Genomic DNA, 25712 nt, shown 5'->3' on the forward strand with positions numbered 1-25712 from the left:
ATTAGAGAGTCCTTATATAATATTTCAAATTAAAAAACATATGTACAAATTGTGAAAATACAACAACATATGCCAAACCTACACCATCATATAAATAAACCAATGGCAATATTAAAATAATATTTGTGAATAAAGTATATTTCACTACTTTCAAAAATAAGTCTGTTTTTGCTTTAATAATAAACATTTGAGTAAATAAAGCACCCTGTGAGCTAATCATTAAGTAAAAACTCAAAATATATAAAATAGATGAAATATTATAGTTTACATCACCAGAAATTAGCTTTATTATTTGTTCATTTAAAGTAAAAACAAATAATGACAAAACTATAGATATTATAAAATAAGACAATATAGTCTTATGAAAAATAATTCTAAATTTATTTTTATTTTCTTTAAAAACAGAAGACATATATGGGTAAAGTGCTTGCGTAACAGGAACGAAAAGTCCAGATATAGCACCTACAATTTTTTCTGCAAGACTATAGTAGCCAACTATTGTATTATTTGTTAACAATCCTAAGATAACAGTATTGGTAGTAGAGTATAAATTTACAAAAACATTATTGATAAATACATGCCAGCCATCTTTTAATTGTATTACCAATTGTGTTTGAGAAGGTACATAAAACTTCATATTGAATTCTCTAAATGCCCAATAAAGTGAAAATAACCCAGCTGTTATAAATCCTAACGAAGTTAATATTGGCACCAAGAAATAATCACTCTGCTCTTGAACAAAAATAAAAATAGATCCTGTAGCGATAAACTTTGCCAATATATTAAAATATGTCATGTATTTCATAGTCTCTAAACCTTGAAATAGCCAAAGAGGTATCAAAGCTTGACCAACTACCATCCCATATATAAATATAAATACATTTAAATCACTTTGATATTTTGGTATCAAAGAAACTATCCCTATCATAATAAAAAACCCAAAAATAGCTAGTATAAATTTGATAGTCAAAACCGATACGAATATGTCATTAACTTTTTGCTTATTTTCTTTATTTATAGCTATTTGATTTGTTGCAGATAAGTTAAAACCATAATCAGTAAGTACCATAAAGTACATTGTAAATGCTGTCGCAAAAGCTAATAATCCAAAATACTCTAGTCCCAATACTCGCACTAAATAAGGTATTGTTAATAGTGGTAGTATATAATTAGTGCCCTGTAATGCAAAAAGGGAAATAATATTTTTTAATACCCTTTGTTGATCGACCGACAGTGCTTTATGCATTTAATTGTTTTTTCAATATATTTACAATTCTGTCAGCTGCTTTTTCATTTCTATCGTACAAAATGATCTTTTTGGCATCGAAAGGATGCCCGGCTAGGCCATTGTCAAGATTTGATATTACGAGACTGGGAGGAATATGCTCCAAAATAGCCTTGTATTCATCAATTTCGTTATTTAAGCAATAAAATAAAATCGGTTTACCTAATAGGGCTATTTCGAACAGAGCTGTTGAGAACCATCCAACTATTAAATCATAGTGCGCTAAGTCTTCAATAACACTTTTCCCTATAGGATATTCCAATTTTATGAACGGATATTTTTCTTGTAGGTATTGATATTTCTGATATCTCTCTCTTGGGTGTACTCTAATAGCCAGTTCATATACGTCGTTATTCTTAATAAACTCTATGATTTTTTCAATCTTATAAACTTGATTTTTTTCGCCAAGTTGATTCCCTGCCCGCTCAAATGAGCTTGTTACATAACATACCTTAGTACGCTTATCTTCATGTATCGGGATATTGATTCTGCTGATATTATCATATTCCAATGAGCCAGTAGCATGCACAGCCTCATCTGCTACTTTATGATCCATTAAATATTTTTTATTAAGTTCCCCTAGCACTAGATACTTATCAGCAAAACCTACATTTGGTGTAGGTATAAAAAATTCATCTAAATTAAACATAAAAAGTAATGATTGGATTAACGAATTGCTGCAAAGTCGATTAGTACTGTTCTGCGGACATGAAAAGATCAGATGTCGATGATATACAAAAAAGGGGATGCGATATCTTCTTGTTGCTTTGTACATGATTCTAGAAAAAATTGTCTGAACTCCAGATAGCACTAAGCAAACATCATTGAAGTAATTTTTTATTATTTTTCGTGTTTTCAATAAAAATATAATTTTTTCAAGTTTAGATAATTCGAAATATTCTTTTTTCGTAGGTGCTTGTAAATAGAAGACTTCTGTGTTTTCGCTAAGTTGCGAAAGCAACTCATTTGCTTTAGAATCCATGTAAATATTTGTTGGGGATATTATCTTTATGTAATAAATTTTATCATTTTTTTGTAGATTCTCCAATACCGCAAGCAGCTCTACTAATTCTTTGTTATTTTCGAATATTAAACCTATCTTTTTCATAAACGAACCATTCGAATGGCCATGCTCGTGACTTTTTCCAGCATTGTTTGCATTCGACAGACGACTCTACGTGCGCGTTTATTTTGCTTAGTGCGAGTGTACTCGCCATGGCGATGTAACAGGATACACATCCCTCTCTGCCGCCCGTTTGCGTATGAATCTGCTATTTCGCATAATTCGGTATTATACATGAATAGTTCCTTTTATTACTTCTGCTACAATAAAATCTATATCGGTATCTATATCTATTGAGTTGTACTTTGCCATCATATATGCGTAGATATTATCATTTAAAAAAAAGTTTTTTTCGTTGAGAAGCTTTCTTGTATTGCAAATATATACAGCACCGTTAAGTCTATAGTATTTAGGCAAATCTTGGCTCCGTTTATTTTTGCTCTCATCCTTTATAAAGCTCTGCATGCTACCATCTTCTGGAATAGTATTACACCACAATGGATTGTGTTCAACTTCGCACACAGAAATTATGGCATCAGCACTTTTTTCAATTAAAAGCTCTATTGCCTCGTCAATATGAATGGTTGTCCTTAGTGGCGACGTTGGTTGCAGTAGTACTACATAGTCATATTTTTCTTCAACTGCCTCGATGACATGCAACACAACATCTACGCTTGTTGCGGTGTCTGTTGCAAGAGAAGATGGGCGTTTGATAGTTTCTGTTGTCCATTTATGAGCTACTGCTTCTATTTCAGCGTCATCAGTAGAAACAATAACTCTATCAATAAATTTGGACTTCTGAGCAGCTTCAATTGTCCAAGCAATAAGTGGTTTGCCAGCAAGATCAAGTACATTTTTTCTTGGCAATCTTTTACTTCCACCTCGTGCTGGTATAATCGCCAAAAAACTTTTTCCTTTATACATTAAAACACCCCATTAAATTCATCATTGGCGCGCTCGAAATCACTCATCCGCCCAATATCTAACCAGTATTCATGTATAGGAAAAGAAGATGCATATTGCCCTTCTTGAATGAGTTTATCAAAAAGACTTGGCATATCAAAAAAATGTCCATCCGGCACATATTCTAGAACGGCTGGCGACAACATATATATGCCAGCGCTTACAAAAAATTTATGCACTGGTTTTTCAATGATTGATGTAACCCTGTCGTCTTCTATATTCACTACACCATATGGGACTTGGAAATCATATTCGCGTACTGCCATAGTGGCCACAGGGTTTTGCATAATATGAAACTGATGAAGTTTTTCAAAATCAACATTGGTTAATAAGTCTGCATTCATAACAAAAAACGGTTCTGAAAGCATATTGCGCATTAAGCTTAATGCTCCAGCGGTTCCCATACGCTCCGTTTCATGAACGTATTCGATGGTTACGCCAAAATTACTGCCATCACCGAAATAGTTTTCAATCTTGTGTGATAAGTAGTTCACGCTGAGAACTATGCTTGTGTAGCCACTTTTGGAAAAAGACTCAATTATGGTTTGTAGGATAGGCTTATTGCCGACATTTAGCATCGGCTTTGGGGTGTTACGGGTTAAGTCGCCCAATCGCTTCCCGAGTCCACCAGCCATTAAGACTACTTTATTGCTTTTTTGACTTGGTTGTACAAGGTCATCTATCTCTCGTAGAGCGACAACTTTACCCTCTTCGTTGATGATAGGAATTTGATGGAGCTTTTTGCGTAAGGCTATTTGTAGAATAGCTTCATTGGTATCTGTTACCATTGCTACTGTAGGTGTGCGGTAGTAAATTGACTCAACTGAGCTTTCAAGCGACAAACCTTTCAGCAGGCCTCTACGGATATCTCCATCAGTAAGCGTGCCGAGTAATTTCCCAACTTCATCGACCACAAGAGCTATTTGTACCGCACCTTTGTCAATTACCTGTAACGCATAATGCATGCTTGCATTGGGTGTGATTCTAAGATGGTCAATGTTATTTTTCATTGGTTAAACCTATATTGTAAAATGTTTTCTTTAGAAGCGAACTTATCTCCACTTGTTTTACTATTTTGACTATTTCTTCGCTCGCACATCCATCACCATAAGGATTCTGTGTTTGCGTGAGGGTTTTCTGGAAATCATGAGAATATAGTTCTTTAAATGCGTTGGAAATTCCTTCTTTCGTAGGTATGCAATCGATAACGCTTGTTGCAGTTATGCGTCCTTTTTGCCGATCACCTATATTGATAGTCCCAATCTTAAAGCTTGGTGCCTCGATGAGCCCACTTGAACTATTGCCAACAACTGCGTCAACATATTGCAGGGCACTTAAATAACGCAGTTGCCCGAGTGATGTAAAGCTAACTGACTTTTGCAGATTGCAGTTTGTATAATCATCTATCATTTGGTTGATAATTCTTCCATCGGTGTCGCTGTTGGCTTTTGTAAAAATTATGTGCGTGTCACGCAGTTCGCTAATGGCATCTAAGAGGCTTTGAAATTGAGCTTGAGCCGTTTGTTGTTCTAACGTGACTGGATGAAAGGTGACCAGTATGTTTTTTTTATTTAAAGTAAAGTTAATTGATTTTTCGAACTCTTCGCGGCTCAAAAGTCGCAAACGTTTAATGTTTTCTATCCCTAGTCCTCCTACATTAAAGACTCTTGAGGGGTGTTCGCCGAGTTGAATAACTCTATTGCGGTATTCTTCTGCCGCCGTAAAGTGTAAGTGCGCCATTTTTGTAATGCTATGGCGGATTGCTTCATCAAAAGCCCCTTCGGTAGTTTCGCCGCCGTGTAAGTGGGCAATAGGAATGCGTGCGATCATCGCAGCTGAGGCGGCTGCAAATATCTCATATCTATCGCCAAGAACTACAACCATATCAGGCTTGATCTCTGCATAGGCTTCGGCAAAGCCAATTTGGGCTAGGCCAATTGATTTTGATATTCCAATGGGGGTATCAGAAGAAAGGAGCATTTCGATTTTTTTATCGATACGAAATTCTTTTTCGATTTCCTTGTATGTCAGGCCAAACTCTGGCGAAAGATGCATGCCGGTAACTATCAATTGCAACTCAAAATCGTTGTCGGTTGCAATAGCCTTCATTAACCAATACAAAAGCCCATATTCAGCGCGGGTGCCGGTGATTATGCATATTTTACGTTTAGTCATTTTATCTCACCAGTGGAAATTTTCCACCGCTTGTTCTTTCTGTGGTTTTGCTAATTAGCTCCAAACTGCTCTCCTTAAATCAAATCATCTTCGTTATAATTCTTGATTGCCTTGGTTCCCATTACTTCATCCCAACGCATAGGGTTTATGCCATTTCCTGGTCGTTTAATGCATACGTTATCACTGTTTAATATTTCGCCTACTTTTATCGTTTTTGCTGCAACGAGGCTTTTTCTTGCGACAGGCTTATTTTTTGCTTCGCTTGAGGTAGGTTTTTTTTTACCATCACCAAGAGCTTTTTCGATATTGCGTATGGCATCAACCATTGCTTGTAATTCTGCGGGTTCTAAGCTTGCCTTATGGTCTGGCCCTTCCATATTGCGGTCGAGTGTAAAGTGTTTTTCGATTATGGTTGCTCCCATGGCAACGGCAGCGATGGGGATTTCGATTCCTTGAGTATGGTCGGAATAGCCAACTTTCACTCCAAAAGCTTGTTTGATAGTTTGCATAGCGCGTAGGTTCACTTCTTGTATGGGGCAAGGGTATTCGGTTGTGGCGTGAAGTACGGTAATATTCTCTAGTGGCGTACCAGATGCTACCAAAATATCAAGGGCATCTTCTACTTCACCGAGGTCTGCCATGCCAGTTGATAAGATAATGTGTTTTTGCAATTCACCAATGTGACGCAAGTAGGGCAAATTGGTGATTTCTCCACTGGGAATTTTAAAGGTATTCATGCCGAGTTTATTTAATAAATCAATGCTATTGTTATCAAACGGAGTGGATAGGAATTCGATTTGATGATGTTTGCAGTGGTTAATGAGTTCAATATGCATCGCTTCGGTAAGTTCAAGTTTCTTTATCATATCGTATTGTGATTCTTGGGCATCGGTTGTTTGTTTCTGATACTCTGCTTTTTGTGCTTTTTTACTGACAAGCGTATTGGCTTGAAAGGTTTGAAATTTTACAGCATCAGCACCCGCTTTCGCGGCTATTTCAATGAGTTGTTTGGCTAAACCTAGCGAGCCATTATGATTTACGCCGGCTTCGGCGATGATAAAAACGGAATTCATTTTACAACACTCCCCGCTTTGATAAAGTCATTGATGATTATATTTTGTTTTGAGGTGGCATTGCTGCCATAAAAAGTGTTATTTGCAACGGTAACACCGCCGTTTAACACGCTAGCGGTTGATATGTGGCAGTGGTCACCTACAGTAACGTCATGTTCTATAAGCGCTTTGCTGTTGATGATAGTGTTAACCCCTATTTTAGCGTTTGCATTTACAAGAGCATGGTGCATAACAACTGTCCCTTCAGCAATAGTGGCATGTTTTGAGACATATGCGAGTGGAGAAATGATTGTTGGGAGTTCGAGATTAAGCTTTTTTAATAAGTGAAATATTTTTACGCGTATTTCATTGGTACGAATATGCCCTATGGTGATGATCGCTTTGGGGCATACTTTTGCTAATTCTGGCAAATCTTCATCATCGCCTATAACTGGGTAGCCTAAAACTTTATTGCCGATATTTTCTTTTTTATCAACGATACCGTATATATGGTACCGGTTTTGTTGTTCAATAACATCTATCACGCTGTGGCAATGACCGCCACCACCGATGAGGATTATATAATCATTTTTCATATTCGTACCGAGCTTGGAATATTCACAACTCTCTCTTCTAGGTATTTTGAGTTCTTTAGATCGCTACACTGGCAATTTTTATACATTTCCAGTTTATTCATCAATCGCCAAATTGGGCGCGTCATAACGCCGTTTTTATTGGTGTATTCTAAAAATTCATTTCGTTGTTTTTCATCTTTAAGCATAACAGCTTGTAACCAATAATTCGAGCTTGAGCTTTGGGGTTCTTTTATAAACTGTATTTCAGTGTTTGCGAAATAGCTACTGTATATTCGTGCTAATTCTCGTTTAGAGCGCAGAAAGTTTTCAAGGTTTTCTAGCTGTGCCACGAGTAATGCGGCGTTAATATTGGGCAAGCGGTAATTATACCCTGTTTCGTCGTGCACATATTCGTAGGGGTGGGGTATCTTGGCGGTAGTGGTAAGGTGTTTTGCCTTTTTGGCGAGGGCTTCGTCGTCGGTCACTATAGCGCCACCACCTCCGCTGGTAATAATTTTATTGCCGTTAAAGCTGAGTGTGCCTAGTTTGCCAAAGGTTCCTGTGTGGCGCCCTTTATAATAACTTCCAAGAGATTCGGCAGCATCTTCAATTACTGTGATGTACCAGTCATCGCATATTGTTTTGATTTCTTCGATACGGCAAGGGTGCCCAAAGGTGTGCATTGGAACGCATGCTTTGATTATTTTTCCGGTAGTACGGTTGTGGCACTGATTGTTTATGCGCTGGCAGTGTTTTTCTAAAAATTGCTCTAAGGCATGTGGGCTCATGCCTAAGGTGTCGATATCAACATCGACAAACACAGGGCTGGCTTGGCAATAGCTTATTGCGTTACATGTAGCTATGAATGTCAATGGTTGCGTGATTACTTCGTCACCTTGGCTAACATTTGCAAGTTTCAGGGCAATATGCAAGGCGGAGGTGCCATTGACGGTGGCAACAGCGTACTTACTCCCAATATAGTGGGCGATTTGCGATTCAAACTCATCAACGTACTTGCCAACGCTCGAAACGTATGTGGTGTCGATACAGTCGTTAAGGTATTTTTTTTCGTTGCCAATAAATCGTGGCTCGTGGAGGGGGATAAAGTCCTGTGTGTTAAATGTTTGTCGAATAAATTCAATTATTTGATGCATTACATTTTTCCATCGAGGTATTTTCCGGTTTCTTTATGCCCGAAGTTGGGAATAAGTTTAAAAAACTCAGCAAGTATTTCTTCTTTTGTCCAAGCGAGTGTAGCTTGGAATTTTTTGATGACTTTTTCGAAATCATTGAGTTTTTCATTATCATACAGAGCTTGGTTTTTGATTATGCCGATGTTCGCAAATTTATTCATGTCAAGGGTTTCATTGTCGGTAAAGAATTCTTCAAAGTCTTTTTCGCCGGTTGTATCGCTCGCGGTAAACAGGCATGGCCACTGTTTTAAATTTTGAATATTTAATTCTGAATTTTTAATAAAAAATTCTCTCGCTTCATCTTCGTCTTTACACAAGTAAGGTTCATAGCCTAATGCCTCTAGGTATTTGATAGCTATTTCGGCAAAAGTAATCAGGTGCAAGTTCTCACTGAGCTTTGGGAAAAAGATATCGCGATTTTCACCAAAGATGCAACTCATTAGACATAACTCGCCCGATTCTTGAGGTGTGACGAAATATCTTTTTACATCATTGGGGGCAACGATTGGTTGTTGTTTTTGTATCCGTTGATTAAAGCTATGCAGAAGGCTGCCATCGCTAAAGGCAACATTGGCGAATCGTGCCATGGAAACATTGATTTGCTCAGATTGACGCATAGCGAACATTTCCATTATTCGCTTGCTGGCTCCCATCATGTTAACGGGATTGGCGGCTTTATCGGTACTTACGCAAAAGTATTTTTTTGTACCATTGTTGATTGATTGTTGTAGGGTTTTATCGGTATTGAAAATATTCGTTTCTATCATCCGCATCAGTGTGTATGGGTCTTTTTCGCTCCGTACATGTTTGAGGGCAGAAAGGTTGAGTACGTAGTCGTACTGTCCATGATGTTTTATGAAGGCATCATACGCGTTACTGCCAATATCAAGTGCAAAGGTGGCAAAATCACCGTCAATGTACCCAAAGCTACTCCGAATGTCGCGTACCAGTTCCACCATGTTGTTTTCTGAAATATCAACAATATGCAGTTTGCGTGGGTTTCTTTTGAATATTTCTTTGCTGACTGCTTGCCCGATACTTCCTGCACCGCCAATAACGAGGAATGTGGAGTTGGAAACTATTTCAGAAAGCTCGGTGGCGTAGGTACATATATCGCCGGAAAAGAGTTCTTTTGTGCGGCCGATGAGAGAGAGTGTGTTCATGTGTAACCTTATAGTTTTGAATGTTAAACTTTTAATGAAAAACAGCTAAGCTAAGGGCATGGATTCCGCATCAAGTACGGAATGACATGGAATTATGCTTTAAAGGCGGATGCGCTTCCGCAGGCGACGCGGGCTTTGGGGTCTTCGGCGATGATGGCGTCGGAGATTTGGTCAGCTATTTTGTCGGGGTGGCCTTCGGATACGGATGTAAGCGTTGTTAGGCGGGTCATTGGGGCTCCTTTGTTAATTTTGAATAAAAGGCAGGTTAGCCACGAAATGGCTGATTATTTTTTGGCTGTTGGTTCTGTGCAAGACTTTTAAATGCCCGTGCGACAAATGGGAGGTAACTGTTTTGGGTTTCATAGATTTCAAACAGTTCATTCATGAGCGTTATTTCTATGGCAAATATTTTCTCTATTATGGTTTCTTTGAATAGCGGCAAATCGCTTTTTATTACATCCCATACTTCTTCACAATCAACGCCAAAATAATTATGAATCAGGAGGTTGCGAAAATCGACAACTACTCTGCTTGAGTCGTCTAAAATACCATGGTGTATTAACCGTTTGGTAGCTTCGCCAATAATTTCAAACTCTCTTATTACACTGTCCCACGCATTGTAGTCGTATAATAGGCTTTGGGCTTCGCTGAATTTGCCGGAAGTATCTTCGATTTTTAGTATCGCTACGAATATATCCAGCAGGTATAATTCTGCTGCTCTCTTAGACATAAATCATGTCCTGTTGTATGTTTTTTTTAACATATGGGTTCATGGCGCTTAGGAGCCCGATGTCTACTTTTTTTTGTAACTGTTCACTCAGGAATCTTTGCGCTTTTGCTATCAAAAACCCATTTTTTCGTTCCATCTCTATGATCACTATATCTACGTCGCTTTTGTCGGTTTGTTCCCCTTTCGCGTATGAACCGAACAGAGCCAACTTTTTTATACCGAATCTGTTATACAGCTCGGGTTTTAAGGATTCAATTTGCTGAGTTATATTTTCTTGCACGTTATCCCTCCGCTGCCTAAGCGTTCGCGGTTTCGCTACCGAACGTAGTGTTTCCAAGCTTCGCTCGCGGAGTCTTGGTATATTTTCGTGATTTCGCGTATTTTATTGTCAATAAATTTTTCGCATGCCTCTTTGTAAGCATCATTCGAAAGGCTCTTAATGCTGTTTGCATCAGGGCTTTTGGTTTCTAAGCGTTCTTTGATGTTCATTTTCTGTAAATCTCCTTCAGGTTATTGCGGTACAATGGATAGGGTGAAATGTCTGTTTTAACCGATGCGGCTCCATTTTTTTCGCGATATGCTATTGTCTTTCTATTGTGCCAGAGTAGCCAAGGGTCGCGCTCATAGGTGCCTGCTGTCGAATCAATAATAATTCGAGCGCTTGTTTGTAATGCTTGATATTGCTCTGGCGTAGCTATATCTGCGCACCAAACAAATTGTGGCGCTTCAATTTTAAGCAAGATATCCTGAAGCTCGCTGTTCATGCTTTTGTTGGCGGCAGCTTCACGCTTGAGTGACCGAATTGACGTCAAGTAGGTTCTCACAATTAAGCTATCACTTAGTTCTAGAATGCCAGAGTCAATGAGTCCTCGCACTCTTGTATGGACGATATTGGCGTTAAGGTACATTTTTTCATACAGCGGGATGATAACAAAATCAAGATCGGCCATAGAGTGCGTTCCGCTTCCGTTTTTCGAAATGGTGTTGAACGGAAAATGGTTATCGTCTGATATAATCAAATCAGAAATGTAGTCGGAATGCAACGTCACTCCTTTCGCCTGAAGTGCAGTCTGATAATCAAACTTACCATGTCCTACTATAGCAACGGCATGTCCTTTTTTTCATAGCTGCGACCATTGGAATCCCCGATTCGATATACGAAAACACGGCGCTTAAGAAATCGTTATCTTGTGGCGATTGGCGCTTGAGTATTAGGGGGTAAAATCTATTAGCTGAAAATAGCTCTGATATCTGGAATAGGTTGAGTCCTTCTGATGGTGTTTTTCTGCCGAGATAGGGAATGACTTGTTCTGCTATTTCGCCTATTGAGCGTTGTTGATAATGTGGGTATTTGCTGGCGTAATAATTGATGATGCTCCAAGCGGCGACATGGGCACATACTGCAATATCTGTATCTTGCGCCATCCAAGGGATACTGTTGCATTCAAACACATTCCCAAGTAGGTGTGATTTGTAGCACGAAGTAATTATATGCGCATTGTCAACGGTCATTAGCGCTGCTGGATCTATTATAGCTCGTCCGCAGCTATCTACTGATGAATCGCGCACAACACAGAAGCCTATGTATTCATTAAAATTAGTGTCTGCAAATAAGTGCAATCGCATGCAATCGCGTGCGGGCATGCGGTGCTTTTTTGCGTAAAATTCTGAGAATACACTCGAAAAATCATAGTCACGGTAGGGGTGTTCCAGAACAATTGCTTTACATGTTGTTGCAATTCTCTCTGTTAACTGGCTGACGAGATGCGCATGCGCAGCGTGGGGAAACTGGGCATCAAGCAATGGCAACAGCTTCTGCCGATAGTCAGTTTTTGCGACGATTTCTATTGCGGTATGCGTTATCATTTGCTGATTCTGCTTGACGATTGTTTTTTTGCCATTCCCAGCCTCTCACGGTTGTATTTATCACGTAATGGCTGCCACCACCATTCATTCTCTAAATACCATTGTACGGTTTTGCGCAGGCCGCTTTCAAAGGTTTCTTGTGGTTTCCAGCCGAGTTCTTGCTGAATTTTACTGGCATCTATGGCGTAGCGGTGGTCGTGGCCGGGGCGGTCTTGTACGAAAGTCATGAGATTTTCGTAATTCTGAATGTGTAATTTTGAGTTTTGAATGAAAGACAGAGATCTCTCACTGCGTTCGAGATGACAGTTCTCCATATGCTTGGTATGCTTTTTTGATTCCTTCTTCGAGTGGTGTGGTGGCTTGCCAGCCGAGTTTGGCGAGTCGGCTCACGTTCATGAGTTTGCGGGGGGTGCCGTCGGGTTTGGTGGTGTCCCATTCGATGGTGCCGTGGTACCCGATGACTGCGGCTTGGTTGGTAAGGTCGAGTTGGCTTTTGGTAAAGGTTTGGATTATTCCCCATACTTCATGTTCGTCTATTGCAAAGTAAGCATGAATGAGTACGTTGCGAAAGTCTACTATATCGCGATGTGTTTCGTTGAGTATGCCCAGTTTGATAAGGTTTTTTGTGCTTTCGCCGATTATTTCGAATTCTCTGATGGTAGCGTCCCATGTTTTGCAGTCATTTTTAAGCTCTCTGCATCTGCAAAATCGCTGACATAGTGCTGAATTTTTACGATTGCGATGTATATATCAAATAGGAATAGGTCGGCTTTTCTACTCGACATGTATCATCTCTTTTTCTACTTGTTGGCGGATAATGGTTCGCATGGTGTCGAGATAGCCCATATCTACTTTTTTATTTAACAACTTTTCAAGATAATGGATGGCTTTTAAGCGGGAAAAGTAGTCTTTCTTTTGTGTTTGAAGGATGGCGATATCTACATCACTACCTTCCTGTGCTTGGTTACGCGCATAGCTACCGAAGATAGCGATTTTTTCGATGCCGAAGTTCGCTTGAAGTTCTTTTTGAGCGTGTCGTAGTGTTTGTAATAGTTGTTGTTGTGTCATTGGTTACTCGTAATAGCTCATAGTTTTGTAGCCGCCTTCCTTGAGATAGACGTCTTTGGTCATAAGTTTTAGGTCGCTTGCCATCATATCATCAACGAGGTTTTGCAGGTTGAATTCCCGTTTCCAGCCGAGTTTTTGTTCGGCTTTGGTGGGGTACTTTGTTAATTTTGAATGTTAAATTTTGAATGAAAGACAGAGATCTCTCACTGCGTTCGAGATGACGGGTTGTGTGCGTTCTGGATTACAGGCGGTGCGTGTTCGAGATGACGGGTGGTACTTGTCATTTCGAGCGGAGCGAGAAATCTGTGGACTAGGGTGTTTTCTGGGGTAGTCATGGGCGCACTTTCGCGTGCAAGTCTACTTTTCCGATCAGCGTCAATGTGTCGATGTCCATTTTGGAGACGGCAAACCACTTTTTACCCAGATCCTTCAGGCTGGCTCCAAAGTGGTAGACTTCTTTTTCATCCATTATCAAAAACCGATCATGCGAAAGGTCAAGTTGCTTGATGTCGATCGGCGGATATTGTGTGTTGTGTTTTTTCAGATCTTGTTCTAGTTGTTTGGAGATGGTCTTGGTGTAGATTGTAGCTTTTACGCTGTCGGCTCTTTTGGTCAGCAGTATTAGGACACTTTCATCTATGTAGTTGTCTATCAGCCGGATGGTGGTTTTGGCGCTTTTGATAATGTCACATGCAAACAGGTAGGCGTCAAAAATCTGGCCGTCGTAGAAGATGTGTTGTTTGGGTGGCGTAGCCTTGTTTTCTATGGCTCCAAGTAGCTGCTCTAGCTGCTCATCATGTAAAGATAACCTCTGCTCAACCCTTTCAAAACGATAAAAAATATGAGCATTTGATGCGATAAACTTTCGCATACTGACGAAACTGTCAATAATCTTGATGCTGACCTCAACTGCCGTCTGACTTCTCAGAACCGCCGAAAGCATAGAAACCCCCTGCTCAGTAAAGGCGTATGGCAGATATCTCCTGCCTCCATGTTGCGCCTCTGGGCTTGAGGTTCCAATTTGGAACCTCAAGTGATCGTACTCGCCCCGCGTCAACTGAAATCGAAACCTATCCGGGAATCTTTCGGTATTCCGGCTGACTGCTTTATTGAGTTGTTTTGTTTCCACGCCATAAAGGGTCGCTAAATCCTCATCCAGCATTACTTGCACGCCTCGGATGGTGTGGATTTTGTTTTCAATGGGGTTGTCTGTCGGCATGATGGTTTTCATATTCTTTTCATCCGTTCCAGTTCAGGATTAGGGAAAATTCCCTTCGACAGTGTTGTTCAATACTTTGGCTCGCGTTCCCACTTATACGCGCTTTCGCATATGGTGGTGAGTTGGTTATATTTGGGTTTCCAATTGGTTTGTTGTTGGAGTTTGTTGCTGTTGGCGATGAGCTTAGCAGGGTCGCCTGGGCGTGGTCCTGCGGTGTGTACGGGGAAGTGGTTATTGGTGTTCATTGTTTTTTACTCTCCAGCAGGTGTTTGGCGTTTTGGCTGGTGACGATTTTCTTTCCGGTTTTTGCTTCGAGTTCGGTTCTGGCAACTTTGGCGACGTTTCCTCCTTGTTGCGCTACTTTTTTACTCTCTTCAAAACTTTGTGGGTTAACTGCCTCGGAAATGTCTTTTGTGGAAGCTTCTGCCAACATATTGAGAATGAGTTCGGTGTTGGTCATGTTATCGCGCAGGTTTTCTTTCTTAAGGCCTTTAAGGGTTTTGTATTCTTTGGTGCTTCTATCTGACCAAGTTTTGGTGATGATGTCTGTCAATGTGGCAAAGGCTTGCCCTTCTTTAATGCCAAGGCGTTTCCATTCGTCGGTCAGCTCTTTTCGGATTTCGATGCTTTTTAGGCGTTGGTTTATCCAGTTTTCGCTATAGCCAAGTGCGAGGTATTGCTTGAGCGCTCTGTCGATAGTTTGTTCTGGGTCGCTCATTTCGTCTAGCCGTTCGCTGGCAAGTTTTGCGAGCCAGAGTTTGAAGGGTTCCGCTTTGGGCGATGGAATCGATTGAATGAGTCTAAAGAGTTGTTCGGTGTCGGCGACATCGGTCAGGCGCATTTTGCCGTCTTCGGCTTGCATTTTTAACTGTCCGATTTTTTCGGACAGTTGACTGCCTTCAGCTTTAAGCTTCTTTTTGAGATCGCTCCAATATTTTCTTGGGCGCTCAGTGCCGGTCAATATCTCTATTGCATCGATAACCGATACGTACCATTGTTCTTGTACGTCATCCCAAACTGTTCGGACTTTTTTTTCTTCAAATATCTTAATTGTTTCAGTTGCTTTCATCTGTCACTTCCTTCTCGTCGCTTTTGGCATGATTGGGGACGTACCATGTTTTAGGGAAAGGCGAGCAAGGGATAATTCCCCTCAGGGAGGGGTGGCAGGCGCAGCCTGACGGGGGTGGTTTTGAAAGGCAGAGAGATCTCTCACTGCGTTCGAGATGACGGGTAGTGTGCGTTCTGGATTACAGGCGGCGCGCTTGGCCGTGTCGTCTGTCATTTCGAGCGGAGCGAGAAATCTGTGGGCTAGGGTGTTTTCTGGGGCAGTCATGGGCGCACTTTCGCGTGCAAGTCTACTTTTCCGATCACCGCCAATGTGTCGATGTCCATTTTGGAGACGGCAAACCACTTTTTGCCCAGATCCTTCAGGCTGGCTCCAAAGTGGTACACTTCTTTTTCATCCACAATTAAAAACCGATCATGCGAAAGGTCAAGTTGCTTGATGTCTATCGGTGGATATTGTGTGTTGTGTTTTTTCAGATCTTGTTCTAGTTGTTTGGCTTCTAAGTACTGCCGAAAGCATTGATACGCCTTGTTCGGTGAAGGCGTAGGGTAGATACCTTCTGCCTCCATGTTGCGCCTCTGGGCTTGAGGTTCCAATTTGGAACTTCAAGTGATCGTACTCGCCCTGCGTCAACTGAAATCGAAACCTATCCGGGAATCTTTCGGTATTCCGGCTGACTGCTTTATTGAGTTGTTTTGTTTCCACGCCATAGAGGGTCGCTAAATCCTCATCCAGTATTACTTGCACGCCTCGGATGGTGTGGATTTTGCTTTGTAGTATGTGGTGGGCTGTTGTGTCATTGATCTATTTCCGTAAGTGTTTGAACAACGAAATCTAAGTATCGATTATCTTCGATGAAAGCGGTTATTAACTCGCGTTTTAATTCGGGTTTCATGTTTTCGATGAGTTGTATGAGTGCCTGTTCAAAATCGTGTAAGTCGTTGCCTATGATTGCCCACACGATGTCTGCATCTATGCCGAAATACTGATGTGTTATATGGTTTCTGAAATCGACTACTTCTTGGTAGCTTTTATTGAGGAACTTATTTTGCAAGAGATGTTTACTTGCTTCGCCAGCTATTTCAAATTCTCGGATAACGCTATCCCAATCGGTAAAACTGTGCAGTAGGCTTTGAGCATTATCAAATTTTGATGCTACTTTTTTTATTTTAAGAATGGCGATAAATGCATCGAATACGAAGAGTTCGATTTTTCTATCACCTTTACTATGGCTAAACATGGATAAAGTCCTTTTTGATTCGATTTTTAATAAATGTTTTCATGGATGCAAGTGTTCCTATATCGACCTCTTTTTTTAGACTTTCTTGGAGGAATTTTTTTGCCCGTATAAGATTAAATCCGCTTGTGAGTTTCATTTTAAGAACAACTATGTCTACATCACTTTGTTCAGAATCTTTACCTTTTGCGACACTGCCAAAAACGGCAAATTCTTCTATGCCATACCGTTCTTTCAGTATGGGCTTTAGCTCTTTGAGTTTTTCTATAATGATTTTTTGCATATTCTGTCTTGGCCGGTGATTAATGTAACTTTTTGTTGGGTCATGTGGGGGTCCTTTATTGATTTTAAATTTTGAATGAAAGGCAGAGATCTCTCACTGTGTTCGAGATGACGGGTGGTGCGCTTAGTCATTTCGAGCGAAGCGAGAAATCTGTGGGCTAGGGTGCGTTCTGGGGCAGTCATAGGCACACCTTTGCGTGCAAATCTACTTTTCCGATCAGCACCAATGTGTCGATGTCCATTTTGGAGACGGCAAACCACTTTTTTCCCAGATCCTTCAGGCTGGCTCCAAAGTGGTACACGTTTTCATCCACAATTAAAAACCGATCATGCGAAAGGTCAAGTTGCTTGATGTCTATCGGCGGATATTGGGTGTTGTGTTTTTTCAGATCTTGTTCTAGCTGTTTGGAGATGGCCTTGGTGTAGATAGCAGCTTTTACGCTGTCGGCTCTCTTGGCCAGCAGCATTAGGACGCTTTCATCTATGTAGTTGTCTATCAGCCGGATGGAGGTTTTGGCGCTTTTGATAATATCACAGGCAAACAGGTAGGCGTCAAAGATCTGGCCGTCGTAGAAGATGTGTTGCTTGGGTGGCGTAGCCTTGTTTTCTATGGCTCCAAGTAGCTGCTCTAGCTGCTCATCATGTAAAGATAACCTCTGCTCAACCCTTTCAAAACGATAAAAAATATGAGCATTTATTGTGCCAAGCCTTTTGGAGCCATTCTTTAGCTGCTTGTTTGTTCATAAAGCACTTCACCTTTTTCCAGAAGGTCTACGCGATAAAAGTAGTCTTCTCTTTGTTCTACAAATCCGGCTGGTGCTGAAAGAATGTCAAACCCTACTTTGTAGCGATAGATGAGTTCTCGAATCCGTTTTCTGGCCTCGCGCTGGAATGTGCTGATTTCTTGATCATTTAACCCTTTTTTTATTAAAAAAGATCTATGTCGCTGTGTTCTGTGGGCGTACCATAGGCGTAGCTACCAAAGAGGATTATTTTATCTGGTTTCAATGGTTTGAGTCGTTCAACTATTTCAAGTTTTATTTTTTCAATATTGATCATGTTCTTCCTCTTTTTCATCCCTGCTTCTCATCAGGCGCCCGTTATCCACTGACGTGGTCAAGTAAAAGTGGACACGAAGTTAAGACACATTTGCCTTTAACATCATTTCATCAAAATTGTGTGTGCTAACATCCCCACACATCAATGCCACTTTCGTGCCGGTGCTGTACAGCCATGTGGCGAGCATGTTTTGCTTCAGATACAAGTCTACTTGGCTTGCCACTGAACTGCAAATCGTTTCAACACCGCGCTCTGCGTTTCCCCTAGCTGCCTGTGCGGCTTCGATGTTGGCATAGGAGCAAGCGTATTTTCCCTCTTGGCTTAACTCGTGCATTATCGCCAGCAATGTTGACGTTTTCCCTGTTTGGCGTGGGGCATGCAGTAAGAAATATTTTTGCTCGTCAATAAGCAGGCGAATCTCATCCCAATTCAGACGGCTCAGTGGATTGATGTGGTAGTGTAAATCGACTTTTGTCGACCCGCGGTATTAAAAAATTTCTGCATATGCACGCCTCTTTGTTTGTTGTTTGGAGTGTGGCGCGGTATCTCGATCAGAAAAGCGTATCCTGTTTGTCTTCCGCTTGCTCCAACTGGCGGCAAAGTTCTTCGTATTCCATGCGTTTGCGTTCAACGAGTTGCCTAGTCAGGCGGAGTTTTTCTTTGGCACCTTCCGGAGTAAGTAAGTAGCGGTATTTGAGTTTGTCTTGGCTTTTGTGGAAGTTATTCGCTTTTACAAGTCCTTTTTCTATCAAGGCATTCAAAATATAGTTGACGCGCCCAAGGCTGCAGCAGAGTTCCTGCGCGAGTGTGCGCTGGTTGAGTGTAGGTGATGCGGTTTCTATGGTGTGAAGGAGTTTTTGGATAACTTCTGGTTCGAGCTGCTGCTCTATTGTGCTGGGCATGTGTTCCTCGCAGGGAAAGGGATTTTATAGGGCACGCTTCCGCCCTTTTGGGAAGGTTTTTTGATTTGTTCACAGAATGAACTGTTCGGTTGTAATGGAATGGTTGCGCGAGGTCAACAGGGAAATTCTTATTGTTCAGATGCATGGAAATTTTTGGTGGCACATCTGTGTTAGAAGTGCCACAATACTGTAGTTATGTTCAGTATTGGGGGCTATAGGGATGTATTTTATTGTATTTGGGGTAGCGCTCATTTTCTGCTTGGTTTTTATTGCATTTGCGCAAAAGCAAATGCTTTTTATTGACAGCCACGACTCAGCAAAGCCGCAGCGCTTTCACGAAACACCGACGCCGCGAATCGGCGGGGCGGCAATTTTTTTAGCGACTTTGGCCTTAGCTCTGGTGCCGCAGGGGGAAATGTGGATTTTGGCGGCAGCTCCTGCGTTTGCTATTGGGCTGTTTGAGGATTTATCGGGTCGTGTTCCACCAAAAGTGCGTTTGTTGTTTATGGTGGGCGCATCGCTGCTTGCGATTTGGCTTATGGATGCGGTGGTAAACTATCTGGGCTTTGGCATTGACCTCCCTTACGTGCTGGCGATTCTTTTTACGGTATTCGCTGTGGTGGGGGTAATCAACGCGATAAATATTATTGATGGCTTTAATGGGCTTGCCAGTGGTGTCAGTCTGCTGGCGTTTTGCGCGCTGGGGTTTGTTGCGTGGCAGGTGGGTGATGGTGACCTCGTGCAGATTAACAGCATTCTTGCTGCGGCAGTGCTGGGTTTTATGGTGCTGAATTTTCCGTTTGGGAAAATTTTCCTTGGCGATGGCGGGGCATATTTTCTGGGATTTTGCCTTGCCATTGGTGCAATTATGTTAGTTGTGCGCAATCCTGAGGTGTCGCCTTGGTTCCCATTTGCGCTCTTGATCCACCCAGTGTGGGAGGTGGTATTTTCTATGTATCGCCGCCGGATGGTGAAGGGAAAAGCATCAATGGATCCGGACGCTTTGCACTTGCATACGATCATTCACCGCCGCATTACGCGCAGCAACCCTGTTACGACGGTATATATGTGGATTTTTGTCGCTCCGTTTATGTTTATGGCGGTTTTTTTGTATGCGCATACGGTGTGGCTAGCGCTACTGGTGGTGGGTTTCTGCACGTGTTACATGGCGCTTTATCACCGGATTATCCGCTTTCAGAATCCTCCAGCAGCAACACCGTTGCGCAAACGCAGGAAAAGGCTGCGTCATTGAGGTTTCTTTTGAGAATTTAAGCGCCATTTGCGAAATATTGTACTCAGCAAGAGTCCCACGAATATACCAACAACATCCGCAACAATATCGTATCCACTGGCATGGCGTCCTGCGATCCCGCTTTGAGCAAGTTCGATAGCTGCACCGTAAAACAAAAGCAGGAAAAATACTTTTTTCCAGGACCAGTTCCAACTGAGCGTAGTGGTACAGGCGAGGAAGGCAAACGCAAGGATGTGCTTCAGCTTATCATTTGCCTGATCAATGCTGGGAATTGTAGCATGAGGCGTTAGAGCGAGGTACGTGATCGCTATAACGCCTACGGTCACCACGATTTTTCCGTAAAACTGTGGGTTCATGCTTGTTGATATTGGGGTGTCTTTGCATTGCGGATAAATTCGCGCAGGAACACGATGAAAATCGAAAGAATCCCACCCGTTACCATGGCTACTACCACCATTAAAGCTCGTTTCGGCTTTACTTTATCTTTGGGATGGGAAACGACCGGTTGGGTAATTTGGCGGAGCTGATAGTGCTCACTCGCCTGCGAGAGCACCTTTTTCTGAATCAGAGCGGAAACGAGCTGGGAGAGCTGGTTTTTTAGGGTTATCTCTGGTGTACGTGCTATTTCCTGATTGTAAAAGTTTATTTTCTGGTCAATATCAGCCATTTCGACGGTGCGCAGATGCTCAGTAGATGCTTCCAGAAAGAGTGATACGAGTTGGTGCGCAAGGGTTGCGTCAGGGTGCTCGGCACTCAGCGTAATAGCGCTGGTTTGCTTGGAGGTTTCTACTTTCAGGATTTTTTGCATTTCTTGAACAGTATCGAAAATGAGTTCACTCTGTTCCGTCGCAGAAAGCTCGGTAAAGTTTACTTCTTTCCCTCCGCCGAAGTTGACTGCGTCATAAAAGAACCGAACCCCCAACGCAAAGCGCAGATTGGGGTCGGTTTGATCGCTCTGAAATCGCTCATACAGTTTATGTTCACGGACGAGGTGCTCCACAAACGTCTTGTCGCTTAAAATAATTGACAACTGATCGCCAACGTTGATTTGCCCGCCGCCAAGGTCTATTCCAGCCAAACCTGCCAGTGCGCCAAGTCCGCTCGCCATCGAAGGCTTCGCTTCGCCCTGCGGGATCAGCACGGTGCTCGTGCGGTACACATTGGGCAATGTCATGGCGTAAAAAATCGTGACAATCGTAATCACGCTGCTCAGAATGACAATAAACCACTTATTTTTCCAAATCGTATCCCAGAGTTCACGCAGATCTATCTCGTCTTCTGCCAGCGGCGATAAGGGAGCTGACGCGTTAGGAATCTGGCTCATTACAGTGCTCCCAATGTCTTCAGCGATGCCGCCGTGACCGCAAGTTGATAGATAATCTGCGTCACATCTTTCCAGATAGAGATGCCACTTGTCGTCCGAATTTCTGGTAGAACAACTATGCTCGTCCCTTTTTCAATGCCGGATTTGCGCGATGTCAGCCACCAGCCGCCCGCAGCAAGGCTATCGCCATTGCTGGCAGAGCCGTCAGGGCGAATCACAATAACATTTTTGGTGTCTGCGGTGGGACCAAACCCGCCAGCAAGGGCGAGGTAACCGTCAAGATCAATATCAGGTCGCCAAACAATAGTGGTGGGGTTCAGCACCTCGCCCATAATGGAAACCGTGTCAGTAAACGAGGGAATATGCAGCGTGTCTTTATCTTTCAATGCAATATTGTAGGGTGAGTTTTTCAACGATTCTAGATCCTGAGGGATGTCCATCGCAACGCGACCAATTGGCGTAAACTCTTGCGCCTGACGGTCAATTTGATCAACGTACTGCAGAATGCGTTGTTTATCTTCGGCACGCTCACCCACTTGCGCGGCTTCAAGACTTTGCACCGTTAACTGTTGCTTAATGCGCGCCATTGATTCGCGCATTTGCCGGATCTGCTGTTCACGAACCTCCTCACGAGCAAAAACCGCACCACGCACGAAAGCCTTCTCGGTAAAGCCACCAGCACGCGTCAATATTGATGCCAAGGTTTCGCCATCCTCTATCGTATATTCGCCAGGATATTTGACCTGCCCCGAAAGCGTAACCGTTTTACGATCAAACCAGTTGGGAATGCGGAAGATGTGGACCTCATCATAGGCACTTAAAACAGTATGAGAAGTCTCCGCATACGTAATATTATCGACGATTTTTTGGCGACCTTGCGCCGTGATCACATGGCGCACCAGTTCAATCTTTAACGGATCCGCTTTTTCGGTGATGCCGCCCGCGACTTGGATAAGGTCATGCAATGAACTTTCCGACGTAATCGGGTATGTTCCGGGGTCGCGCACTTCACCGAACACAGAAGCGGTTGCAATAGGCACACGATCGAAGAAATTATAAAACGTCACTTCATCATACGGCTGCAAGATAAAGTCAGGCTCATTCTCCATGTCGACCACTCGCACCGATGGTTCGGTGCCATTTTCCCCGTAAGAAAGTACTTGCACTCGCTGACGGTCGACCGACAGTTTCGTTTCGAATATCTGTTCCGTATCTCGCAGGGAAATTTGTTGCAGCCGAGAAGTCATTTTCGCATCAGTCAAGCTCGCGTCGTCAGCATCCTGCTTTGTGAACGCCTTTTCGGTAATGCTGGCGTGCTTGATTCCCGCAGCGTTCAGAGCATCTGCCAGACCCATTCCCGATACAAACCGTACTTTTCCCGGGCGACTCACTACTTTACCGCGGACAAACACATACGGCTCTTCGTGAATGGCAGTTTGGTTAAATACGTACACCTCGTCACGATGTTTCAGCGCAATATCGTGCGCGGCATCACCTTGCAATGCTAAAGCAAGGTTGACCCGCAAAAGCGATTCGCGATGCATATCGTCAAGCCGCTTTACAATCAAGTAATCCATGTACGTTGACGGAAGAAAAGTTCCCTCATGTCCGGAGCGCTGGATTTCCTGACGGAACAGTGCGCCTAACGTCGATCCCTGTGGAATTTCGCGCAGGCCAGGGCGCACCACGTTTCCGGCCAGCGTTACCCCAAGAATATTCCCCGTATCGACGGGGTAGACATACAACTGGTCGCCGTCAAGCAGGCGAGTTGATGTATCCTTTGGCCAGTCGATAGTCCTAACAGCCAAACGTTCCGCCTGTTGATCGACACGACGAAGCTCAATGCCACGCTGCGAGGCACCAGCCAGGAAACCACCCGCCAACGCAATAAGCTCGTCTAACTCTTCGCCAGATTTTAGCTCAAACACTGCCCGATGCTTTACCATCCCCGCCACGCTTACCAAGCGGTGCGCCGACGGCACAAATACCACATCGCCACTTTGCAGTAAAAACTCCGATCCGCTCGCTCCTTTGCGAATCAGATCATATAAGTCAACCGTATGTACTACCTTGCCACCGCGCCGTATGCTGATCGCACGCAGGGAGCCATACTCGCTGACCCCTTGGGCGGACAAAATCGCTTCCTTCACCGTGGAAAGCGAAAGAAGATTGTAGGCACCCGGTGCCGTTACTTCGCCTGTCACCGTCACCTGAATCGAAGAAAAACGTTCCATGGTCAACGCAACACCGGAGTTCGGATACGCTTTTTCTACAATATCAGCGAGCAACACCTTCACATCAGCAAACGACATTCCGCCAACTTGCACGGGGCCGACACGTGGAATCATTAAATTCCCACTCGCTTCCACCTGCAAAGAGAAGTTTTGCGAATTCACCCCGTAGAGATACACCCCTAAAACATCTTTCGGGGAGACGATATACGAGTCGGGAACCGGCAATGCGCTCGGGTCAAATTCTGAAGAACTTTCAAAAAACTGGATTCCATAGCGCGGAAGCGTCTTTTGCAATTCCTGATGCACCTGCCGCTCATACAGCTTGGCTAAAAAATCGTCCGCCGGAACATACGTGAGTGGCGTTTGGCGCAGCGAAGGATACGTCGCTAATTTTTTCACTTTTTCTGCAGAATCAAGCTCCTGTTGGAGCATGAGAGCGTCCAAAGTCGCCTGAGAGGACAAAAGCGTTTCTGGCGCGCCTGCTCCTTGACGGTCTCTTTGCGAAGATTCTGCTTTTATTGCGGTGGCTGGAGTTTGCGCACTGCTCGCAGTGTTAGCCCCCTGATTTGCTAACATCCGCTGCACTTCCGGAGCATTCAGCAAAGCTGGGTTTTGTGAAATCATTTCGAGCGCCCGCTGCTGATCAGCCGCGCTCAGTGCCCATGCCGAAGAAGTGCTCACAAAAACGAAAACGCAAAGAGAAAAGAACATAACCAAAAAACGCATGTGATAACCTCTTTAGGGAATTTTAATAATTGTAAGCCCATGTCAGGGCAAGACCGGCATAGCCGTACATTTTATCGAACTGACCGTAGGAGAACTCATTATACAAAAAGTTCACTTCGCCAAGAAGGTTGTTCGTGTACGCTTTCCCTTCCAACGTAATCGCCAAATTATCATTCAACAAATAATGCACTTGCCCTGTAAACATATTGTTTATCGTAAAACCGTTGCCAATCCGGTCGTCAATATCGCGATCTACTGCGATAAAACGGTAATAGCCCGCCACAATCCAGTCATCCCATATACGCCAATCTAGCCCTAGGCCGAGCGCATAATGTGTTTGATCATAGCCAAGTTTATCAATATATCCTTTGAGAAACGAAAGATCGGATTGGAATTCAGATTCGACTGTGGTTTGACCGTATTCGACATACCCTGAACCAACTATGTTACGTGTTAGCGCGATCCCACCAAGCAAGCGTGCAAAGTAAGTAGTGTCTTTAACGCCAGAAAGAGTGAGAGAAGAGGAGAGAAAGCCGGGCTGCGCAAGCTGAGGATCGGTAATCGAAAAACTTGGCGTAGTAATCTTTCCCTCGTTCGGAAACCATGTGTACTGACCCAAAGCGATAGAGTTGGTTCCGGTATCGGACAATCTTACCTTCAAATTATCCCCACGGTTAAAGCGTTGGCCGCCTTCTAAAGCAAGCGTAAACGGCTTGCTGTCCAGCAAGCGATACTTTAACGCCATCGTACTTTTAAACACATTGAGCGTGTCACGCGAGTAATCAATTTCCGGAAAATCAATCTCTCTCCGTGAAATTGCAACGCATCCGTAAAGCCGAAATTTAACGTTAAGCCGTACGACTGGTAATCCCCCAACGAACCTAGCTGCGATGAATTATTGCGCTGCGCATCGGTAAGTTGCGTGTCACGAATATCAAATACATCAATATTATCATCAACACGGTGAAAAGAACCCGTCAGCTCCATCCGCCCCTTACTGAGGGTGTAGGGAAGGGGTTTATTCCAATGCAATCCCGGCTCAGCGGCCAGCGCACCACCCGCTGTCAATAAAACACAACAACAAGAAACTCGCAAATACCCTCTTATCTTCACTTTCCCCCCATAATAAAGGCGATTATATTGCCAATAGCGCTATACCATGTGCGACAAGGCCAATGGTCTTTTAGCGGAAGTCGCTCAGCGTGTAAAGCGACAAGGCACCTTTATGAATCATTTTTTTCAATTAAATTGCATTTAAGGTGTTGCAATCAGGTGAAG

The 25712-nt window shown here is 43.0% G+C and carries 29 protein-coding genes and 6 pseudogenes; 1 reads left to right on the forward strand and 34 read right to left on the reverse strand.

Annotated features, from left to right (window positions below; translation table 11 throughout):
- Position 1: 1 nt before the first annotated feature.
- The 29 genes and pseudogenes from P304_RS0107545 to P304_RS0107690 all read right to left on the reverse strand — a co-directional run bounded on the left by P304_RS0107545 (position 2) and on the right by P304_RS0107690 (position 18898).
- Entirely contained in the window at positions 2-1246 is a 1245-nt protein-coding gene (locus tag P304_RS0107545; protein ID WP_027390046.1) for a flippase, read from the reverse strand.
- Positions 1239-2393: a hypothetical protein gene (locus P304_RS0107550; RefSeq protein ID WP_027390047.1), complete on the reverse strand. Its 1155-nt coding sequence runs from the start codon at positions 2391-2393 to the stop codon at positions 1239-1241. Before P304_RS0107550 ends, P304_RS0107545 begins: the two co-directional genes overlap by 8 nt.
- Positions 2394-2576: 183 nt before the next feature.
- Positions 2577-3272, reverse strand: a complete 696-nt coding sequence (locus tag P304_RS0107560) for an acylneuraminate cytidylyltransferase family protein (RefSeq protein ID WP_027390049.1) — start codon at positions 3270-3272, stop codon at positions 2577-2579.
- Positions 3272-4321, reverse strand: coding sequence for a nucleotidyltransferase family protein (locus P304_RS0107565; RefSeq protein WP_027390050.1), 1050 nt, complete (start codon positions 4319-4321; stop codon positions 3272-3274). Before P304_RS0107565 ends, P304_RS0107560 begins: the two co-directional genes overlap by 1 nt.
- On the reverse strand, positions 4311-5486 hold the full coding sequence (gene neuC / locus P304_RS0107570) for a UDP-N-acetylglucosamine 2-epimerase (protein WP_027390051.1): 1176 nt from the start codon (positions 5484-5486) through the stop codon (positions 4311-4313). Before neuC ends, P304_RS0107565 begins: the two co-directional genes overlap by 11 nt.
- Before the next feature lie 74 nt (positions 5487-5560).
- The gene (neuB, locus tag P304_RS0107575; protein WP_027390052.1) at positions 5561-6559 is read right to left on the reverse strand and encodes an N-acetylneuraminate synthase; all 999 of its coding nucleotides are present in this window, start codon (positions 6557-6559) and stop codon (positions 5561-5563) included.
- A complete protein-coding gene (locus P304_RS0107580; RefSeq protein ID WP_027390053.1) occupies positions 6556-7134 on the reverse strand; it encodes an acetyltransferase in 579 nt (192 codons plus the stop codon). The genes neuB and P304_RS0107580 overlap by 4 nt, the downstream gene beginning before the upstream one ends.
- Positions 7131-8267 carry a LegC family aminotransferase gene (locus P304_RS0107585; RefSeq protein ID WP_027390054.1) on the reverse strand — a complete coding sequence of 379 codons (1137 nt, stop codon included), beginning with the start codon at positions 8265-8267 and terminating at the stop codon, positions 7131-7133. Before P304_RS0107585 ends, P304_RS0107580 begins: the two co-directional genes overlap by 4 nt.
- Complete coding sequence (locus P304_RS0107590) at positions 8267-9469, reverse strand: UDP-N-acetylglucosamine 4,6-dehydratase (protein ID WP_027390055.1); 1203 nt, start codon at positions 9467-9469, stop codon at positions 8267-8269. The genes P304_RS0107585 and P304_RS0107590 overlap by 1 nt, the downstream gene beginning before the upstream one ends.
- A gap of 119 nt (positions 9470-9588) precedes the next feature.
- A pseudogene (locus tag P304_RS16635) lies at positions 9589-9699 on the reverse strand (S-adenosylmethionine synthetase N-terminal domain-containing protein); the annotation flags it as partial.
- Positions 9700-9734: 35 nt separating this feature from the next.
- Positions 9735-10199 carry a HepT-like ribonuclease domain-containing protein gene (locus tag P304_RS14625; protein ID WP_051321518.1) on the reverse strand — a complete coding sequence of 155 codons (465 nt, stop codon included), beginning with the start codon at positions 10197-10199 and terminating at the stop codon, positions 9735-9737.
- The gene (locus P304_RS0107605; RefSeq protein ID WP_034764701.1) at positions 10192-10479 is read right to left on the reverse strand and encodes a nucleotidyltransferase family protein; all 288 of its coding nucleotides are present in this window, start codon (positions 10477-10479) and stop codon (positions 10192-10194) included. The genes P304_RS14625 and P304_RS0107605 overlap by 8 nt, the downstream gene beginning before the upstream one ends.
- Positions 10480-10514: 35 nt before the next feature.
- A complete protein-coding gene (locus P304_RS17035) occupies positions 10515-10688 on the reverse strand; it encodes a hypothetical protein (protein ID WP_160165030.1) in 174 nt (57 codons plus the stop codon).
- Entirely contained in the window at positions 10685-11149 is a 465-nt protein-coding gene (locus P304_RS0107615; protein WP_152514505.1) for a hypothetical protein, read from the reverse strand. The genes P304_RS17035 and P304_RS0107615 overlap by 4 nt, the downstream gene beginning before the upstream one ends.
- Positions 11150-11282: 133 nt before the next feature.
- Positions 11283-12065, reverse strand: coding sequence for a hypothetical protein (locus tag P304_RS0107620; RefSeq protein WP_027390058.1), 783 nt, complete (start codon positions 12063-12065; stop codon positions 11283-11285).
- Positions 12062-12313, reverse strand: a pseudogene (locus tag P304_RS0107625) (GDP-mannose 4,6-dehydratase); the annotation flags it as partial. The pseudogene P304_RS0107625 and the gene P304_RS0107620, both read right to left, overlap by 4 nt.
- A 37-nt stretch (positions 12314-12350) precedes the next feature.
- A pseudogene (locus P304_RS17595) lies at positions 12351-12533 on the reverse strand (GDP-L-fucose synthase); the annotation flags it as partial.
- Between the two features lie 93 nt (positions 12534-12626).
- Positions 12627-12812, reverse strand: a pseudogene (locus tag P304_RS17670) (ribonuclease HepT family protein); the annotation flags it as partial.
- Positions 12813-12839: 27 nt separating this feature from the next.
- Positions 12840-13133 carry a nucleotidyltransferase family protein gene (locus tag P304_RS0107635; protein ID WP_027390061.1) on the reverse strand — a complete coding sequence of 98 codons (294 nt, stop codon included), beginning with the start codon at positions 13131-13133 and terminating at the stop codon, positions 12840-12842.
- Between the two features lie 3 nt (positions 13134-13136).
- Positions 13137-13286 (reverse strand): annotated as a pseudogene (locus P304_RS17600) (GDP-mannose 4,6-dehydratase); the annotation flags it as partial.
- A gap of 178 nt (positions 13287-13464) precedes the next feature.
- Positions 13465-14364: an ORF6N domain-containing protein gene (locus tag P304_RS0107640; protein WP_027390062.1), complete on the reverse strand. Its 900-nt coding sequence runs from the start codon at positions 14362-14364 to the stop codon at positions 13465-13467.
- 229 nt (positions 14365-14593) lie between these two features.
- Positions 14594-15421, reverse strand: coding sequence for a BRO-N domain-containing protein (locus P304_RS0107650; RefSeq protein WP_027390063.1), 828 nt, complete (start codon positions 15419-15421; stop codon positions 14594-14596).
- A 260-nt stretch (positions 15422-15681) separates the two neighbouring features.
- Positions 15682-16222, reverse strand: a pseudogene (locus tag P304_RS17605) (ORF6N domain-containing protein).
- Complete coding sequence (locus tag P304_RS0107660) at positions 16215-16658, reverse strand: HepT-like ribonuclease domain-containing protein (RefSeq protein WP_027390065.1); 444 nt, start codon at positions 16656-16658, stop codon at positions 16215-16217. The pseudogene P304_RS17605 and the gene P304_RS0107660 overlap by 8 nt, the downstream one beginning before the upstream one ends.
- A complete protein-coding gene (locus P304_RS0107665; protein ID WP_425479993.1) occupies positions 16651-17028 on the reverse strand; it encodes a nucleotidyltransferase family protein in 378 nt (125 codons plus the stop codon). The genes P304_RS0107660 and P304_RS0107665 overlap by 8 nt, the downstream gene beginning before the upstream one ends.
- A gap of 88 nt (positions 17029-17116) precedes the next feature.
- Entirely contained in the window at positions 17117-17404 is a 288-nt protein-coding gene (locus tag P304_RS0107675) for a hypothetical protein (protein ID WP_084417617.1), read from the reverse strand.
- Between the two features lie 460 nt (positions 17405-17864).
- Entirely contained in the window at positions 17865-18014 is a 150-nt protein-coding gene (locus tag P304_RS16655; RefSeq protein ID WP_201766933.1) for a nucleotidyltransferase domain-containing protein, read from the reverse strand.
- A 61-nt stretch (positions 18015-18075) separates the two neighbouring features.
- A complete protein-coding gene (locus P304_RS17040; protein ID WP_160165031.1) occupies positions 18076-18330 on the reverse strand; it encodes a hypothetical protein in 255 nt (84 codons plus the stop codon).
- 217 nt (positions 18331-18547) lie between these two features.
- Positions 18548-18898, reverse strand: a complete 351-nt coding sequence (locus tag P304_RS0107690) for a MarR family EPS-associated transcriptional regulator (RefSeq protein ID WP_084417618.1) — start codon at positions 18896-18898, stop codon at positions 18548-18550.
- A gap of 220 nt (positions 18899-19118) precedes the next feature.
- On the opposite strand from P304_RS0107690, the gene P304_RS14635 reads away from it, so the two are divergent.
- Positions 19119-20150 carry a glycosyltransferase family 4 protein gene (locus P304_RS14635; RefSeq protein ID WP_034764707.1) on the forward strand — a complete coding sequence of 344 codons (1032 nt, stop codon included), beginning with the start codon at positions 19119-19121 and terminating at the stop codon, positions 20148-20150.
- On the opposite strand, the gene P304_RS14640 is transcribed toward P304_RS14635, so the two are convergent.
- Genes P304_RS14640 through P304_RS0107720 form a run of 5 tightly spaced genes read right to left on the reverse strand, consistent with a single transcriptional unit; the run spans position 20144 to position 25529 of the window.
- A complete protein-coding gene (locus tag P304_RS14640) occupies positions 20144-20506 on the reverse strand; it encodes a VanZ family protein (RefSeq protein WP_034764709.1) in 363 nt (120 codons plus the stop codon). The two genes, P304_RS14635 and P304_RS14640, sit on opposite strands and share 7 nt — an antisense overlap.
- Positions 20503-21474, reverse strand: a complete 972-nt coding sequence (locus tag P304_RS0107705) for a Wzz/FepE/Etk N-terminal domain-containing protein (protein WP_027390071.1) — start codon at positions 21472-21474, stop codon at positions 20503-20505. Before P304_RS0107705 ends, P304_RS14640 begins: the two co-directional genes overlap by 4 nt.
- Entirely contained in the window at positions 21474-24434 is a 2961-nt protein-coding gene (locus P304_RS0107710) for an SLBB domain-containing protein (protein WP_027390072.1), read from the reverse strand. Before P304_RS0107710 ends, P304_RS0107705 begins: the two co-directional genes overlap by 1 nt.
- A 22-nt stretch (positions 24435-24456) precedes the next feature.
- The gene (locus P304_RS0107715) at positions 24457-25194 is read right to left on the reverse strand and encodes a hypothetical protein (RefSeq protein ID WP_160165032.1); all 738 of its coding nucleotides are present in this window, start codon (positions 25192-25194) and stop codon (positions 24457-24459) included.
- On the reverse strand, positions 25170-25529 hold the full coding sequence (locus P304_RS0107720; RefSeq protein WP_152514506.1) for a hypothetical protein: 360 nt from the start codon (positions 25527-25529) through the stop codon (positions 25170-25172). Before P304_RS0107720 ends, P304_RS0107715 begins: the two co-directional genes overlap by 25 nt.
- Positions 25530-25712 lie beyond the last annotated feature (183 nt).

The organism is Chrysiogenes arsenatis DSM 11915 (genome assembly GCF_000469585.1).
GTDB lineage: Bacteria > Chrysiogenota > Chrysiogenetes > Chrysiogenales > Chrysiogenaceae > Chrysiogenes > Chrysiogenes arsenatis.

What these genes read in the sequence shown, in the direction of transcription:
- P304_RS0107580 (WP_027390053.1), bottom strand. Translation starts at nt 7,134, where the DNA reads ATGAAAAATGATTATATAATCCTCATCGGTGGTGGCGGTCATTGCCAC.
- P304_RS0107690 (WP_084417618.1), bottom strand. Translation starts at nt 18,898, where the DNA reads ATGCCCAGCACAATAGAGCAGCAGCTCGAACCAGAAGTTATCCAAAAA.
- P304_RS0107585 (WP_027390054.1), bottom strand. Translation starts at nt 8,267, where the DNA reads ATGCATCAAATAATTGAATTTATTCGACAAACATTTAACACACAGGAC.
- P304_RS17040 (WP_160165031.1), bottom strand. Translation starts at nt 18,330, where the DNA reads ATGCACGAGTTAAGCCAAGAGGGAAAATACGCTTGCTCCTATGCCAAC.
- P304_RS0107640 (WP_027390062.1), bottom strand. Translation starts at nt 14,364, where the DNA reads ATGAAAACCATCATGCCGACAGACAACCCCATTGAAAACAAAATCCAC.
- P304_RS0107615 (WP_152514505.1), bottom strand. Translation starts at nt 11,149, where the DNA reads ATGGCCGATCTTGATTTTGTTATCATCCCGCTGTATGAAAAAATGTAC.
- P304_RS14640 (WP_034764709.1), bottom strand. Translation starts at nt 20,506, where the DNA reads ATGAACCCACAGTTTTACGGAAAAATCGTGGTGACCGTAGGCGTTATA.
- P304_RS0107705 (WP_027390071.1), bottom strand. Translation starts at nt 21,474, where the DNA reads ATGAGCCAGATTCCTAACGCGTCAGCTCCCTTATCGCCGCTGGCAGAA.
- P304_RS0107590 (WP_027390055.1), bottom strand. Translation starts at nt 9,469, where the DNA reads ATGAACACACTCTCTCTCATCGGCCGCACAAAAGAACTCTTTTCCGGC.
- neuC (WP_027390051.1), bottom strand. Translation starts at nt 5,486, where the DNA reads ATGACTAAACGTAAAATATGCATAATCACCGGCACCCGCGCTGAATAT.
- neuB (WP_027390052.1), bottom strand. Translation starts at nt 6,559, where the DNA reads ATGAATTCCGTTTTTATCATCGCCGAAGCCGGCGTAAATCATAATGGC.
- P304_RS0107660 (WP_027390065.1), bottom strand. Translation starts at nt 16,658, where the DNA reads ATGTTTAGCCATAGTAAAGGTGATAGAAAAATCGAACTCTTCGTATTC.
- P304_RS14635 (WP_034764707.1), top strand. Translation starts at nt 19,119, where the DNA reads ATGTATTTTATTGTATTTGGGGTAGCGCTCATTTTCTGCTTGGTTTTT.
- P304_RS0107560 (WP_027390049.1), bottom strand. Translation starts at nt 3,272, where the DNA reads ATGTATAAAGGAAAAAGTTTTTTGGCGATTATACCAGCACGAGGTGGA.
- P304_RS16655 (WP_201766933.1), bottom strand. Translation starts at nt 18,014, where the DNA reads ATGAAAAAGAGGAAGAACATGATCAATATTGAAAAAATAAAACTTGAA.
- P304_RS0107545 (WP_027390046.1), bottom strand. Translation starts at nt 1,246, where the DNA reads ATGCATAAAGCACTGTCGGTCGATCAACAAAGGGTATTAAAAAATATT.
- P304_RS17035 (WP_160165030.1), bottom strand. Translation starts at nt 10,688, where the DNA reads ATGAACATCAAAGAACGCTTAGAAACCAAAAGCCCTGATGCAAACAGC.
- P304_RS14625 (WP_051321518.1), bottom strand. Translation starts at nt 10,199, where the DNA reads ATGTCTAAGAGAGCAGCAGAATTATACCTGCTGGATATATTCGTAGCG.
- P304_RS0107565 (WP_027390050.1), bottom strand. Translation starts at nt 4,321, where the DNA reads ATGAAAAATAACATTGACCATCTTAGAATCACACCCAATGCAAGCATG.
- P304_RS0107635 (WP_027390061.1), bottom strand. Translation starts at nt 13,133, where the DNA reads ATGACACAACAACAACTATTACAAACACTACGACACGCTCAAAAAGAA.
- P304_RS0107550 (WP_027390047.1), bottom strand. Translation starts at nt 2,393, where the DNA reads ATGAAAAAGATAGGTTTAATATTCGAAAATAACAAAGAATTAGTAGAG.
- P304_RS0107710 (WP_027390072.1), bottom strand. Translation starts at nt 24,434, where the DNA reads ATGCGTTTTTTGGTTATGTTCTTTTCTCTTTGCGTTTTCGTTTTTGTG.
- P304_RS0107620 (WP_027390058.1), bottom strand. Translation starts at nt 12,065, where the DNA reads ATGATAACGCATACCGCAATAGAAATCGTCGCAAAAACTGACTATCGG.
- P304_RS0107650 (WP_027390063.1), bottom strand. Translation starts at nt 15,421, where the DNA reads ATGAAAGCAACTGAAACAATTAAGATATTTGAAGAAAAAAAAGTCCGA.
- P304_RS0107675 (WP_084417617.1), bottom strand. Translation starts at nt 17,404, where the DNA reads ATGCTGCTGGCCAAGAGAGCCGACAGCGTAAAAGCTGCTATCTACACC.